This is a genomic window from Leptolinea tardivitalis, from assembly GCF_001050275.1.
GTDB lineage: Bacteria > Chloroflexota > Anaerolineae > Anaerolineales > Anaerolineaceae > Leptolinea > Leptolinea tardivitalis.
Map to the genome: position 1 here is coordinate 21,824 of NZ_BBYA01000011.1, position 14,658 is coordinate 36,481.

10 protein-coding genes are annotated in these 14,658 nt (G+C 49.2%); 9 read left to right on the top strand and 1 reads right to left on the bottom strand.

Features of this window, described 5'->3' with window-relative positions; genetic code table 11:
- Positions 1 to 10: 10 nt before the first annotated feature.
- Entirely contained in the window at positions 11 to 1,870 is a 1,860-nt protein-coding gene (gene dnaK, locus LTAR_RS12930; RefSeq protein ID WP_062422689.1) for a molecular chaperone DnaK, read from the top strand.
- A 98-nt stretch (positions 1,871 to 1,968) separates the two neighbouring features.
- Here dnaK and LTAR_RS12935 read toward each other — a convergent pair whose 3' ends face one another.
- Positions 1,969 to 4,803, bottom strand: a complete 2,835-nt coding sequence (locus LTAR_RS12935; RefSeq protein ID WP_062422690.1) for a glycosyltransferase family protein — start codon at positions 4,801 to 4,803, stop codon at positions 1,969 to 1,971.
- A 58-nt stretch (positions 4,804 to 4,861) separates the two neighbouring features.
- On the opposite strand from LTAR_RS12935, the gene LTAR_RS12940 reads away from it, so the two are divergent.
- From LTAR_RS12940 to LTAR_RS12975, 8 genes are all read left to right on the top strand, one after another.
- On the top strand, positions 4,862 to 6,178 hold the full coding sequence (locus LTAR_RS12940; RefSeq protein ID WP_062422691.1) for a C39 family peptidase: 1,317 nt from the start codon (positions 4,862 to 4,864) through the stop codon (positions 6,176 to 6,178).
- A 122-nt stretch (positions 6,179 to 6,300) separates the two neighbouring features.
- Positions 6,301 to 7,548: a metallophosphoesterase family protein gene (locus tag LTAR_RS12945; protein WP_062422692.1), complete on the top strand. Its 1,248-nt coding sequence runs from the start codon at positions 6,301 to 6,303 to the stop codon at positions 7,546 to 7,548.
- A 23-nt stretch (positions 7,549 to 7,571) separates the two neighbouring features.
- Positions 7,572 to 8,888 (top strand): hemolysin family protein, encoded by a 1,317-nt coding sequence (locus LTAR_RS12950; protein WP_062422693.1) that lies wholly within the window; start codon positions 7,572 to 7,574, stop codon positions 8,886 to 8,888.
- Between the two features lie 12 nt (positions 8,889 to 8,900).
- Positions 8,901 to 11,462, top strand: a complete 2,562-nt coding sequence (locus LTAR_RS12955) for an AAA family ATPase (RefSeq protein WP_062422694.1) — start codon at positions 8,901 to 8,903, stop codon at positions 11,460 to 11,462.
- A complete protein-coding gene (locus LTAR_RS12960) occupies positions 11,459 to 12,565 on the top strand; it encodes a glycosyltransferase (RefSeq protein WP_062422695.1) in 1,107 nt (368 codons plus the stop codon). Before LTAR_RS12955 ends, LTAR_RS12960 begins: the two co-directional genes overlap by 4 nt.
- The gene (locus LTAR_RS12965; protein ID WP_062422696.1) at positions 12,562 to 13,791 is read left to right on the top strand and encodes a glycosyltransferase; all 1,230 of its coding nucleotides are present in this window, start codon (positions 12,562 to 12,564) and stop codon (positions 13,789 to 13,791) included. Before LTAR_RS12960 ends, LTAR_RS12965 begins: the two co-directional genes overlap by 4 nt.
- Entirely contained in the window at positions 13,791 to 14,246 is a 456-nt protein-coding gene (locus LTAR_RS12970) for a DinB family protein (RefSeq protein ID WP_062422697.1), read from the top strand. Before LTAR_RS12965 ends, LTAR_RS12970 begins: the two co-directional genes overlap by 1 nt.
- 76 nt (positions 14,247 to 14,322) lie before the next feature.
- The gene (locus tag LTAR_RS12975) at positions 14,323 to 14,583 is read left to right on the top strand and encodes a GlsB/YeaQ/YmgE family stress response membrane protein (RefSeq protein ID WP_062422698.1); all 261 of its coding nucleotides are present in this window, start codon (positions 14,323 to 14,325) and stop codon (positions 14,581 to 14,583) included.
- Positions 14,584 to 14,658: the final 75 nt, after the last annotated feature.

Genomic DNA, 14,658 nt, shown 5'->3' on the forward strand with positions numbered 1-14,658 from the left:
AGTGTAAAAAATGGGCAAAATTATAGGTATTGATCTGGGAACAACCAACAGCGTTGTGGCTGTCATGGAAGGCGGTGATCCAGTTGTAATCACCACAGCCGAAGGTTCCCGGCTGTGCCCATCGGTTGTTGCTTTCAGTAAGAATGGTGAAAGGCTGGTTGGGCAAACAGCCAAACGACAGGCGGTTATCAATTCAGATAACACCATATCATCCATCAAACGTTTCATGGGCCGCCGGTATGACGAAGTGGAACAGGAACGCAAGATGGTTCCGTATTCTGTTGTCCGCGGCAGCGGCGGTGACGCCCGTGTAAAGATTACACAAACGGGTAAGGAATATACACCTCAGGAAATTTCTGCCATGATCCTGGCCAAATTGAAGGCCGATGCAGAAGCCCATCTCGGGCAACCGGTCACCCAGGCCGTGATCACGGTTCCCGCCTATTTCAATGACAGTCAAAGGCAGGCCACCAAAGATGCCGGTCGAATTGCCGGTTTGGAAGTGCTGCGGATCATCAACGAACCGACGGCTTCGGCTTTGGCTTATGGCCTGGAAAAGAAATCCAACGAGAAAATCCTCGTGTTTGACCTGGGCGGCGGTACATTTGATGTATCTGTGTTGGAAGTAGGCGATGGTGTCTTTGAAGTAAAGGCAACCAACGGTGACACGCACCTGGGCGGTGATGATTGGGATGAGCGTATTGTCAACTGGATGGCAGAAGAATTCCTGAAAGATCAGGGAATTGATCTGCGAAACGACCGTCAGGCTCTGCAGCGTCTGCGAGAAGCGGCTGAAAAAGCAAAAATTGAGCTCTCCACACTCATGGAGACTGAGATCAACCTGCCGTATATTACTGCTGATGCCAGTGGACCGCGCCATCTACAGTTGAAGCTCAACCGTGCCCGGTTTGAACAAATGACGGCTGACCTGCTGAATCGCTGCAAGGGGCCGTTTGAATCTGCTCTACGCGACTCGGGTTTGACAGCATCTGCCATTGATGAAGTTGTTCTGGTAGGTGGTTCCACCCGAATGCCAATGGTTCAGGAACTGGTCCGTTCATTAACCGGTAAGGAACCCAACCGGGGTGTCAACCCGGATGAGGTGGTGGCGGTTGGTGCTGCCATTCAAGGTGGCGTACTGGGTGGAGAAGTGAAAGATGTCTTGCTCCTCGATGTGACACCACTGACGCTGGGTCTTGAAACTCTGGGCAGTGTGATGACACCGTTGATCGAACGGAACACCACCATCCCTGTCAAGAAATCACAGGTGTTCTCGACGGCAGAAGACAACCAGACGGCTGTGGATATCCACGTGCTGCAAGGTGAACGCCCGATGGCGGGTGACAATATGAGCCTGGGACGGTTCCGTCTTGAGGGTATTCCGATGGCACCGCGTGGAATTCCGCAGATTGAAGTTACGTTTGATATTGACGCCAACGGCATTCTGAACGTTTCAGCCAAAGATAAAGCCAGCGGACGCGAACAAAAGGTCACCATCACGGCATCTACGAACTTGAATAAGAGTGAAATTGACCGGTTGATAAAAGACGCTGAAGCCAATCGTTCGGATGATGCCCGCCGAAAGACCGTTGTGGAAACCCGAAACCAGGCAGATACAGTGGCTTATGCAGCTGAAAAAATCATTAAGGATAATGGCGGGGCTGATCATGCTGCCCTGCAGGAAAAGATCAATGCGCTGCGGCAGGCAATGAATGGTGAAGATGTTTCACGCATGCAAAACTTGATGCAGGAAGTCCAACAGGCCATGCAATCGACTGCTTCGCAAACAACTGCTTCAGACAGTCAGTCTCCGGTTCAGGAAGCCAGTCCACAGGGCGATGTGGTGGATGGTGAATTTAAAGAAGCCTGATGAATTTGTGTTATGAAAGGACCTCTGGATTAAGATCCAAGAGGTCCTTTTTTGGTGATTTGGAGGACGCCCTCTTCAATAAGAGCGATGAGTAAATATCAATTCTGGCAGGCTTTATTAACCCACGCAAAGAACTTTGGACAATAGGCCATGGCTACTTCATGCCGGCCGGATGAGAGTTTCACGCTCTTGAATGTTCCAAACAATGTTGAAAAATCAACCGCTTCTCCATCAACACGGGCAATCCAATTCTCATCCCAGTTATCAACAAAAGTGAAATATCCCGATTCGGGGGCAGTCACCTCTACAAGGAGGCTGTCTCCGGTGTAATCATGCACAACCGGGTCTACTTTATACTGATGTGCATCTGTCAGAAAGTCAGAAATGGATGTCTGGTCAATGGATGAACTGAAGAAGAATCGATTCCCATCTGATACACCCAGCAATTCATCGCGGGCTGTCAGTTCATCCTTAACATTGAAATAAAAATCCTGATACCGGCTGAAGTGCCACTTGGGAGGACTGCCTACCGAAAATGATGGTGAGAGTGTTAGAGTCGAGTCTTCGTTTTTGCGGGGTGTTGACAGTGATTGAGACATCATGCGCTGATAGTTGCCTGGCTCGCGGATTTCACGCACGGTAAATCCGTTATTCCACAACCAGGGTCCGCCATACCAGAGGTTAATAGCAGAAAACAAACCTGCTATGATCAGCCAGAAGGTGTCTTTATGATTTGATGGTCTGGAAAGGAGAATAAACATGAGCCCGACGGCCAGAAGGCTAAACGCCATAAAAGAAAAGCAAAAGACCATAGAAAGGACGGAAGGGTCGGGCAACAGGTTTTTCCCAAATACATTGGCTGCTGATTGAAGCAGGTATCCGGTTCGGGGGATGAAATAGACATTCCAGTATTCGTCTGTTATACCGCGTGAAAATTCAAATAGCTGGAATCCCAGACTGAGAATGGCGGTTCCCATCAGGGTAATCCACATCCAGGGTTGAATGCGCCTACCCTTGTTGTCTGAGCAGGTGATCAGCGATTCAAAATCTGCCAGGGCATAAGCAAGCAAAAGTGCCAGACCAGGCAGCAGAGTGATGCTCAACCTGCCCCAGCCTCGCAGGGCAGAAAATTCGGGTAGGATGCGGTAAAACAACAGGAACAAGTAGGATTGTTCACCATAAGAAATGTAACTGAGAAATACCAGCCAACCCACCAGGGCAGCTTTCACCGGCCACGTACGCCGGTGTAACAGTTCGATGTCTTCTGCTGAAAGAGACCGTTTCCCGGGGTGGGCAAGATAGAACAGTATCAGCGTTAGACCAAGAGCGCCAAAATAAAACCAACCTTCCGGGCGTGCGGCCGTTGGATAGACCAGCGATTCAATCGTATCCTGGAAATCAAAGGGGTACATGGTGGCATGATGGAAATCATCCCCTGCTCGACCCGAAGTTTGAGCTACTGTTTGACTCATATGAAGCAAATATGGCGCACAAATTAGAAGTGCAACAAGGCAGGCCGAGCCAAACCCGATAATAAACTTCCGCCAGTCTGGCTTATCCATTTGAAATACCACAGATCGGATACGCGGAAGGAGCATAAACAACAGATACGGTCCTGCCAGGAACGGCAGGTAATAAACATAATACGGATAACCGGCAGTAAACAGGCAGATTAGAGAGAATCCCAGGACCATGGACCAGCGAGCAACTGTCTTCCAATCCCGCGAAAGGAACAACCGTGTCAATGCCAGCAAAATCCATGGATACCAGGCAGCTTCATGTGCGGCATTCGGAAAACGCAGCAGTTCGGTCATTTTATAGCTGAGAGCCATTGTCAGGGCGGCAAAGAGAGCAAACCGGCGGTCAATATGCAGAGACCGCAGCCAGACAAACAGTCCCAGTGAAAACCAGCAGACCGCCGCTACCGTAAAGATCTGGTGATCTAACCGGGTATAACCCTGATTGATTCGGTAGAAAAATGCCAGCAGCAAATTGGGCGGATACACCGCCTGTGCCAGAGGATCGGAGAAAAATGGATAACCGGCACCTTCAGACGGAGACCATAAAGGGAAACGCCCGTTGGAAAGAAAATCCAACAGATAGGTTTTATAAACATAATAAAATGGACCAAAATCATTCCCAAGAGAGACATTGTGTCCGGCGATGGTTGTCACATAAGGCAAAAGGAACAGGATGGGGAAAATAACCGCGGTTGTTTCGGCTGCCCAGTGTGAAAAAAGTCCGTAGAGGAGAACCGCTGCCAGGAGCCATTCTGATAAGGCCAGCAAAACCACCCAGAAAACCCACAGAGGAGAGATGGCACCCAGAGAAGCCGGGAAGGGTGTGACAATGGCGTAATCAGGCATCGGAGTGTTAAGGTTGATCGTTTGCTCTGCCGCCAGCATACGCACTTGAGTTTTCCCAAACTCAGGGCCGGTGGCAAATTCCAATTCAAGGGGGGCATTCATAGAGCCTGATAGCGATAAAACCCCCTGACCGGAGCCGGAATAAATCCAGACATTTTCGTCCAATTGCCAGCCATCTGTACCAGATAATGTATCCAACGGAACCGTTTGACCGGCGGATCGTATTCCAGTCAAATGCACCAATCCTTCGCCTTTGATCGAAACTTGATAAAAAGACGGAAAAGCAGGAGGCTGCCAGTTAAATAGAACAAGTCCGATCAGGGCTGCCAGACCGGCGGCCGTCCAACCGATTTTTTTATTCCAATGGGTTTTCTCTATGACGGCGAATGCGCGATTGAGAAAAATGTATACTCCGAAAACAACCAGCCATACTGCAAGAAGAGTAATGACCTTCTCCGCCATTGGTTTCAGGAAGAATCCAAACCACCGGCAGGCAGCCGGGTAAGCGGTAACAAAGGAAAAAACAATGATATATGGAAGATGATTTCTAAGGATCCGGTTCTTCATCGACGTTATTATAGTCGAGCCGTCCATTTTCACAGAATCTGGGTGATATAATGCCGATATGTCCAATACCACACCCCGGAGACGACGCCGACGTCGTTCTAATTTACCAAAGATTATATTTGCCCTGGTTATTCTGGCCGGGGTTGTTTATTTTCTACCTCCTGTCAGGGAACGGGTTGATTTCCGGCTGAATACCTGGCGGATGCAGGCCATGTCAATCATCCGGCCGCCGGAAAAAGAGGTGTTTGTCCCTCAAAAGGCTACGGCTGCTTTCACTCCGGTCATCACCATGGCTCCGACTGTCACACCAACTGTTGCTCCCACACAGATTCCAACATCAGAAACAACCCAACCTGTTGAAACTCCAACAACAGCCGCTACACCGCTGCCCGCCATGGTTGATCTCAAAGGGGTACGTTATATTGATCAACACGGAGTGAAGAATTATTGCGCTCCATCCACGCTTGCGATGGCTTTATCCTATTGGGGCTGGAAAGGTTCGCGCACTGATGTTGGCAAAGTCGTCAAGCCGTATGATGATGACTACAATGTGATGCCCTATGAGTTGGAAGATTACACGAAGAACAATGCCAACCTGCAGGCCATTACACGCATTGGCGGCACTGTTGATCTAGTGAAGAAACTGGTGGCGGGGAATTTCCCTGTATTGGTGGAAACCGGTGTTTATCAGCTTGACCTGGCTAACAATGTCAGTTGGATGGGACATTACTATCTGGTAACCGGTTACGATGACGCGAATGGCGAATTTATCACCCAGGATGCCTATAAGGGTCCGGATCACCGTGTGAAATACACCGATATGGAAAAGGAATGGCGTTCGTTCAATTTCCTGTTCATGATTGTTTATTCATCGGATAAAGAACCTGCACTGCGCGGACTTATGGGCGGCATGTGGGATGAGAACACCGCCAACCGGGCTGCCTACGACAGGGCAAATACAGAAATCTCATCCATGACCGATATTAACCAGTACTTTGCCTGGTTTAATCGCGGCACCAGTATGGTTAAAATGCAAGACTATGCCGGAGCCGGACAGGCATATGATGAAGCCTTTAAGATCTATCAGACTCTGCCCGAAAACACCCGTCCATTCCGTATGGTGTGGTATCAGACCGGACCGTATCAGGCGTATTATTACACCGGACGGTACCAGGATGTGATCAATCTGGCCGATTTTACCCTCGGCCTGACGAACCACCTGGGGTTGGAAGAATCGAATTACTGGCGGGCTATGGGGTATGCCGCCATTGGAAAGCGGGCTGAAGCCGTGGCTGATCTGCGCACCACATTGAAGATCCACCCGAATTTCGGGCCGAGCATTGCTGAATTGCAGGCTCTGGGAGAGAGTTACTGATTTGCTGTTCGGGTAAATTTGGGCCAGATTTTTCAGTAAAATAGAGAAAGACAGTCAAGCCATTCCTTTGAAAGGTATACTGACGGATACAGATTCAATCATGTGACTGTCAGGATTTTTTCATGCGTATATTGCATTTTGCTGATGCCCATATTGATATCGCCAGCCAGCGCAGACGTGATCCTGAAAGCGGTCTGCCTATCCGTGTACTCGATTTTCTTAAGGCACTTGATGCCATTGTCAAAACAGCCATTGATGAAAAAGTAGATCTTGTCTTGTTTGCAGGAGATGCCTATAAAGACCGCACACCGGTTCCCACGTATCAGCGGGAATGGGGCCGGCGGATTATGCGCCTTTCGCAGGCCGGAATTCAAACGCTTCTTCTGGTTGGAAACCATGATCTTCCCCCGGCGTCTGGCCGGGCCAATGCCTTGCAGGAATTTGACACGCTGGAAGTTCCACATGTAAAGGTACTGGCCAAACCGGCGTTTCTTTCACCGGTTGACCTGGAAGGCCTGCCATTACAGATCATCGCACTGCCGTGGATTTCTCGCTCTGGAATGTTGGCTACACTGGCTGCCAACGGTGAAACGGCAGTCAATGTGCTTGAAGAATTGGAAAACCGCATCACACGGGTGGTTGAACAGTGGTTGGAAAAGGCCGACCCATCCATCCCAATAGTCCTGACTGCGCACGGAATGGTGCAGGGGGCAGAATTGGGATCCGAACGGACCATCAGTCTGGGCAGTGACCTCACATTCCCCGGCTCGCTGGTAAAAGATCCACGTATTGCATATTCTGCTCTGGGACACATCCATAAGTATCAGGATTTGAATAAGGGCAGCCAACCTCCAGTTATTTATCCTGGCTCCATTGAGCGGGTTGATTTTGGAGAAGTGCAGGACGAGAAAGGATTTGTCATTGCCACGATTGAACCGGGCAAACCGACGGTGGTGGAAAGACGCATTTTATCTGGGCGGAGATTTATTGACCGGTATATTAAATTAGATACAGCAGAAGACATACCGGTGAAAATTGAACATGCGATGCCCTCAGAAAAGGAAATAACTGATTCAATCTTCCGTTTAACGATGGAATATCCACGTTCACTGGAACCAATGATTGATGAACCGGGAATACGGCAGGCGGCAGAAACTGCATTGGAGTTTCACCTTGTACGAAAAGTGCGTATGGAAGCCCGTTCACGGGTGGGAGATGGTGTGGGAATTGGAAGTCTGCCGCCCGATGAACAGTTGGATATTTACTGGCGGGCATCAAAGGTGAACGCTGATGACCGCCAATCGCTCAACGAGCTGGCGCGGTCAATCATTGCTTCTGCCGATGGCATGGCGGATGTACAAACGCCGTGATGATGAATACGGGGAATTATTGAATGAATGGTAATTGGACTGAGGTCTTTTTAATATTTTTGATGATTATTCTGAATGGCCTGTTTGCCATGACAGAAATTGCTCTGGTTTCAGTGCGCAAGTCGCGGTTGGAACAGCAGGCGGAAGATGGAAACAAGGATGCCCGTACAGCATTGGAATTAATTGAATCCCCCAACCGGTTCCTTTCCACCGTTCAGGTGGGGATATCACTCGTGGGTGTATTTGCCGGAGCCCTGGGTGGTGCCAGTTTTGCCGATAAACTGGCTGTGTGGATTGATAAAGTCCCTGTACTTATGCCCTACAGTCATGCCATATCGCTGGTGGTGGTTGTCTTGATCATCACGTATTTTTCACTGGTCATCGGTGAATTGATTCCCAAACGTCTGGCACTGCATTCCTCTGAAAAAGTTGCGCTGGCAGTCGCCCGGCCGATGAAATTCCTTTCAAGGTTGGTTTCACCGGTTATTTCACTGCTCGCCAATTCGACGGACCTTGGATTGAAAATTCTAGGCGTGAAAGATACTCAGGAATCGCCCGTTTCTGATGAAGAGATTATGATGCTGGTGGAACAGGCTCGTGAGACGGGTACTGTGCAGGATGTAGAACAGGATATGGTTGAAAGCGTCTTCCGATTGGGAGACCGCCGGGCGGATGCCATTATGACACCCCGGGTGGATCTGGTCTGGTTGGATGATCAGGAACCTGTGGATATGAATGTAGCCAAAGTACTGGCTTCCAGTCACTCTCTCTTTCCGGTGGGAGATGGAAGTCTGGATGAGATTATCGGAATTGTCAGAGCCAAGGAATTGGTGGGCCGTAAACTAAATGGCGAGTCATTCCAACTGGCCGATATTGTCATCCCGCCGCTGTTTGTGCCAGAAAGTATGCCTGCGCTGAAAGTTCTTGAACTTCTAAAGACCCCTGGTAACCGTGCCGCATTGGTGATTGATGAATACGGTGGGTTACAGGGCATGGTTACATTATCAGATGTACTGCAAGCTATCATCGGAGATGTACCAACACCGGGCGAATCTTTCGAACCACAGGTGATTGAGCGGGAGGATGGATCATATCTATTTGACGGCCAATTGCAGATTGATGAACTCAAGGATATCTTAGATATTGACGAGCTTCCCGAGGAAGAACATGCCGGATATTCCACCCTCGGCGGTTTTATGATGAACCAGCTGGGTGAAATACCCCGAGCCGGCCAGCATTTTGAGTGGGACGGTTTTCATTTTGAAGTGGTGGATATGGATGGCCGCAGGGTGGATAAGGTACTTGTTCAGAGGATTGAAACTCCGGAAGAATATGAATAGGCAGCTCTCACTATGATCCCGATCAAATTAACTATTGATGGTTTTCTTTCCTACCAAAAACCGGTGGAAGTAGATTTCACCGGTTTTAACCTGGCCTGTATATCTGGCACGAATGGAGCAGGAAAATCTTCTTTATTGGATGCGATCACCTGGGTACTGTTTGGCAATGCACGCCGCAACGATGATTCTGTCATTAACAGTCATGTTGAAAGAGCCCGCGTAGAATTGATTTTTCACTATGAAAATGCCGTCTACCGGGTGGCGCGGGAAAAACCCCGTAACAAAGCCGGTACCCTGGAATTCAATATCCGTAATGAAGCGGGCGACTGGCAGGTACTCACAGCCGAATCAATCCGGGCAACGGAAGCGCGTATCTGTGAAACTCTGAGGATGCAATATGACACTTTTATTAATGCCTCTTTCTTTTTACAGGGAAAAGCTGACCAGTTTGCCCAGCAGAAACCGTCTGACCGCAAACGTATCTTGAGTTCCATTCTGGGTCTGGAACGTTGGGAAACCTATCAGAATGAAGCCGCATCGAGGAGGAAACAGGTGCAGGCGGAAATTGATATTCTCGACGGCCGATTGACTGAAATTTCCAATGAACTAAATGAAGAAGACCTGCGCAGGCAAAAACTGGCTGAAATTGAGACACAAAAAGATCAGATCACCAAACAACGATCTGCTCAGGAAGCCGCCCTCCAGGGTTTTGAACGCCTTGAGGCCGTATTGACTGGTCAACGTCAGGCGGTAGAGCGAATGGAGAGTGACCTTCTATCAATTTTAAATCGAAAAAAACAATTATCGTTGAGCCTGGATGACAGACAAAAAGAGATATCAGCATCAGAATCATTGCTGAAAGATGAGAAGATCATCGAAGCCCGTTTCAAAGAATGGGAGTCTGTGCGCAGAGAAAAAGAGAAACTGGATAGTCTGGCTTTGCGTTTTCATGAGCTTGAATCACAATGCCAGAAACCCCTGCAGCAAATTGCCTCAGAGCGTGGAAAGCTGCAACAGGAATTAGACAGCCTGAATCTGCGGCTTAATGAGGCCCCGAACGTCAGACAGGAATTGACCAATATTGACAGGGAGCTGCCACTAACAAAAGCAAAACTCGATGCGCAAAATGCCATTGTGGAGAATCGTTCGGCGTTTGATGCAGACCTTCACACTGTGACGGATTTGATTTCCCAATTGAGTGCAGAAAACGGTCAACTTAAAGAGACTATGCAGCAATTACGCGAACGTATGGATCAACTTCAAGCCGTAATTGGAGCTGATTGTCCCCTTTGTGGCCAGCCATTATCGTCTGATCACCGCACCGAATTACTGGCCAGCCTCGAAAAGGAAGGTAAATCTCTGGCAGATAGGTATCGTCGAAACCAGCAGACCATCAAAGAGAAGACCGAAGAAAAAATCGAATTGGGGAATCGATTAAAAGAATGTGACCAGGCCGCCAGTCTGATTCAGGAAATCCAGCGCATGTATGACCAGTCATCCATCCGCCGGGCATTCTTGCTGCAAAAACAGGAAGAATTGAAGGCGGCTGAAATCAGATCGGGTGAAATTCAATTTTTGCTATCGAAAGAGGATTTTGCCGAGGATGCCCGGGTTGCTTTGAAGGCGGTCGTTTCCGAAATGGAAGCACTCGGTTTCGATGCTGGAAAATTGGAAAGACTGACAGCAGAAGAAAAACATCTGCGGCAGGTTGATGAACAGCAACAAGAGATTAAAAGAGCAAAAGCCCGGCTGGAACCTCTGCGTCGTGAAGCGGCATCTCTTTCGCTCCAAATAGAAGAGGCCGAAAAAGAGATTTACAGACGCACGGATGAATTTGAGAAGGCTAAAGCCCAATTGGCGCATGATTCCGAAGGGCTGCCGGATATTCCTGCTTTGCGTCAGGAGCTGGCCAGATTGCGTCAAGACGAAGCCCGGTTGATCAGCGAAGCTGGCGGAGCCCGTCAGAGAGTGCAAGTCCTGAACACTCTACGAGACAGGCAGGTTGAGATTAATAATCAACGGACGGAACTGACTCGTCTGGTAGCCCGCTATAAAACACTCGAACGGGCATTTGGGAAAGATGGCGTTCAGGCTTTATTAATAGAAGAAGCCTTGCCGGAGATTGAAACTCAGGCCAATGAAATTCTTGACCGGTTGAGCGGCGGCAGCATGTCTGTTCAATTCGCCACCCAGAAAGAGTACAAAGATAAGAACCGGGATGATAAACGCGAAACACTCGATATTCTTATCGGAGATGGCGCTGGAGTACGAGCGTATGAATTGTTTTCTGGCGGTGAAGCCTTTCGGGTCAATTTTGCCATCCGGCTGGCTCTCTCGCGTGTACTGGCACACCGGGCAGGCGCCCGGCTGCAAACCCTTGTAATTGACGAAGGTTTTGGCAGTCAAGATGTTGACGGACGCCAGCGGTTGATCGAAACCATCAACCTCGTGCAGCAGGATTTTTCTAAAATACTGGTGATTACACATCTGGAAGAGTTAAAAGAAGCCTTTCCGGCTCGAATTGAAGTCGAAAAATCAGAAATGAATGGCTCCAGGGTATCGGTGATATTGTGACCATAAAGAATGTCAAGCTGGGCATTGTCCACCGGGTGCTCACGGATTATCGGGTGCCCTTTATTGACCTGCTGGCAGACCGATTCCCCGGAGGTGTACAGGTGGCAGCCGGCGAAGCCCGTCCTGAAGAACAGATTATTTCAGGGAAGCCCCAAAAAGCGGGTTTATTTATTCTGCAAAACATCCATCTCATGAAAAATGGACTGTATCTCTGCCATCAACGCGGTTTGATTGACTGGCTGGAAAAGTTCGATCCAGATGTTCTGATTATGGAAGCCAATCCTCGCTATCTGGCAACACCTCAAACAGTGCGTTGGATGCACCAACGCAGACGACCGGTCATTGGATGGGGGCTGGGTATTCCTCCTGCCAGCAGCGGTCTGCGGACTGGCTTGCGGTTGACCTTTTTACAGCAATTTGATGCCATGCTGGCTTACAGTCGAAAAGGCCGGCAAGAATATATCTCCGCTGGAATTCCGGCTGAGAAAGTGTTTCTGGCATCCAATGCGGCTGCTTTTAAACCAAAAGGCAGTATTCCGGAACACCGATCGAACTTTGATAAAAGTCCTGCAGTTGTACTTTTTGTTGGACGTCTTCAGGACCGTAAACGGGTAGACCTGCTTTTGGAAGCCTGTGCCCGGTTGGATGAGTCCATTAAACCTCGGGTGATTATTGTGGGTGACGGCCCGGAGCGACGATCTCTGGAAGCACTGGCAGGACGTATTTACCCGCAGGCAGAATTCACTGGCGATAAACGGGGAGATGACCTGTCAGATCTATTCAGGCAGGCGGATCTTTTTGTTTTACCCGGCACAGGCGGTCTGGCGTTGCAGCAGGCGTTAAGTTTCGCCCTGCCGGCCATTGCCGCCGAAGGTGACGGTACCCAGGCTGACCTGGTGCGGCCGGAAAACGGCTGGCTGGTGACACCGGGAAATCTGGACAGCCTTGTCAATGCTCTGCAAACCGCTCTTCAAGATCCGTCTGCGTTGGTACTCAAAGGTCGCGAATCCTTTCGGATTGTGAGCGATGAAGTAAACCTGGAGTGCATGGCTGATGCTTTCGAACAGGCTGTTGGGTTTGTATTACGGAAGATTGTGCGATGAAAATCCTTCTTGTCGCCGATGGGCGTAGCCCGATAACCAATGGTTGGATTCAACTCCTGAAAGAAGCCGGATGTGACATTTCGCTGGTATCCACCTTCCCATGTACTCCCATCGACGGGTTGGATGAAATGCGGATCATACCAACCGCCTTCTCTTCTATGGCGGGCAGCCAGGCGGGTGATAGAGCGTCAAAAAAAACCAGCCGATTGCGTAGATTTGTCAGCCAGTTCAGAGATGTATTCTTGACTGGACGCTACTACCTGGGGCCGCTCAGCCTGGGCAGCTCGCGGCAGATTTTCCTTGACCACCTTCGCAGGATAAAACCTGATATCGTTCATGCGCTGCGAATTCCGTATGAAGGGATGGTAGCCCGGGTGACACCCGTTGGCATTCCATTGGCCATATCTATCTGGGGCAATGACCTGACACTCCATGCACACGGTTCTCCCCTGATGAGCCGAGAAACCCGGCTGACCTTGCAACGGGCCGACGGGCTGATGGCGGATGCCCACCGCGACCTTGATCTGGCCGCCCGTTGGGGCCTACACTCCGCTACTCCGCTGTTATTCGTTCCCGGCGGTGGTGGTATCGATCTGACAGCCATCAACAGAGCTGTAGATAAACAGGAACATCTGCCAGTGGAAATTCCTGAAAATGTTCCCGTGGTGATCAATCCACGCGGTTTCCGGCCGGGCAGTGTCCGAAACGACACCTTCTTTAAAGCCATTCCCGCGGTTTTACAGGAAAAACCCGATACTGTATTTATCTGTGCCGGTATGGCCGGGCAGCCGGAAGCCTTGAAGTGGATGGCGGATCTGGAGATCGAGTCATCTGTAAAATTGCTGCCCTTCCTCCCGCAGGAAGACCTCTGGCGGTTGTTCAAACGCTCACAGGTTACTGTATCTGTCAGCCAGCATGACGGCACCCCGAATTCATTGCTTGAGGCCATGTCAATTGGCTGTTACCCGGTAGTGGGCGATATTGCCTCCACCCGTGAATGGATTACTGACGGAGAAAATGGGAGTCTGGTTTCACCCGATAATCCATCGGATGTGTCACATGCCATCCTAAAAGTCTTAAATGACCCCGCTCTGAAGGAAAAAGCCGCTGTTAAAAACATTGAAATCATTAGAAAACAGGCGGTCAGACAAAACATAGCGCATGGCGTTAAATCGTTTTATGAAACACTTCTCAAACACGATTCAGATTCAGAGCAGAGGATGTAATGAAAAAGGCAGAACAAATTACATTGATTAAGTCGGAGCATGCGAAATTGGATAAGGCTCTGAGTCAAATACCACCCAATCATATGGAGGTATCTGATACGTCTGGTGAATGGTCCATTAAAGAGACGCTCGCTCATCTGACATACTGGGAAAAGGAATTACTGGCTGATTATGCCCGATGGGTGAACGGTCAACCAATTCATGAATTTGAAAGTGAAGAGGAAATTAACACACTGAATGATGCCACCCGTGATAAAGCCAAAACCATGCCTCTTTCACAAGCGGTATCTGAATTCCATCAATCATATGACCAGCTGATTGCCTGGTTAGACTCCTTACCAGAAAGTGAATTGGATCGTCCTTTTGCCTATGGGATGACACTGGGTGAGTTCATCGGTGAAGACACCTGGAAGCATTACCAGGAACACCTGTATTTATTTGAAAAACATCTTTGAAGAACATCCTGAAAAAATAGATAAGGTGCAATTTTCTGTCGGAACTTACGTATATGAATTAACTAACTAGAGGAGAATTACTATGGGATTATTATCCTGGATTGTTGTGGGTCTGATCGCCGGCTGGCTGGCCGGAAAAGTTATGAAGGGATCCGGGTTTGGCCTGGGCGGCGATATCATTGTTGGTATCATCGGTGCGCTGGTGGGCGGTTGGCTGGCTGACTCAGTTCTCGGGCTTCACGTGGGAATTACCGGGTTTAACCTGTCAACCATCATCGTGGCATTCCTGGGCTCTATCGTTGTTTTGCTGGTGCTTCGGATTTTGAAGAAAAAATAGAAATGGTATGCCTATTGATAAACAACCTCTCTGATCAACAGAGAGGTTGTTTATTTAATTGCTATAATCATCGCT

Excerpts from the sequence above, each read along its gene's own strand:
- LTAR_RS12935 (WP_062422690.1), bottom strand. The coding sequence starts at position 4,803 with ATGAAGAACCGGATCCTTAGAAATCATCTTCCATATATCATTGTTTTT.
- LTAR_RS12950 (WP_062422693.1), top strand. The coding sequence starts at position 7,572 with ATGAATGGTAATTGGACTGAGGTCTTTTTAATATTTTTGATGATTATT.
- LTAR_RS12970 (WP_062422697.1), top strand. The coding sequence starts at position 13,791 with ATGAAAAAGGCAGAACAAATTACATTGATTAAGTCGGAGCATGCGAAA.
- LTAR_RS12945 (WP_062422692.1), top strand. The coding sequence starts at position 6,301 with ATGCGTATATTGCATTTTGCTGATGCCCATATTGATATCGCCAGCCAG.
- dnaK (WP_062422689.1), top strand. The coding sequence starts at position 11 with ATGGGCAAAATTATAGGTATTGATCTGGGAACAACCAACAGCGTTGTG.
- LTAR_RS12965 (WP_062422696.1), top strand. The coding sequence starts at position 12,562 with ATGAAAATCCTTCTTGTCGCCGATGGGCGTAGCCCGATAACCAATGGT.
- LTAR_RS12940 (WP_062422691.1), top strand. The coding sequence starts at position 4,862 with ATGTCCAATACCACACCCCGGAGACGACGCCGACGTCGTTCTAATTTA.
- LTAR_RS12955 (WP_062422694.1), top strand. The coding sequence starts at position 8,901 with ATGATCCCGATCAAATTAACTATTGATGGTTTTCTTTCCTACCAAAAA.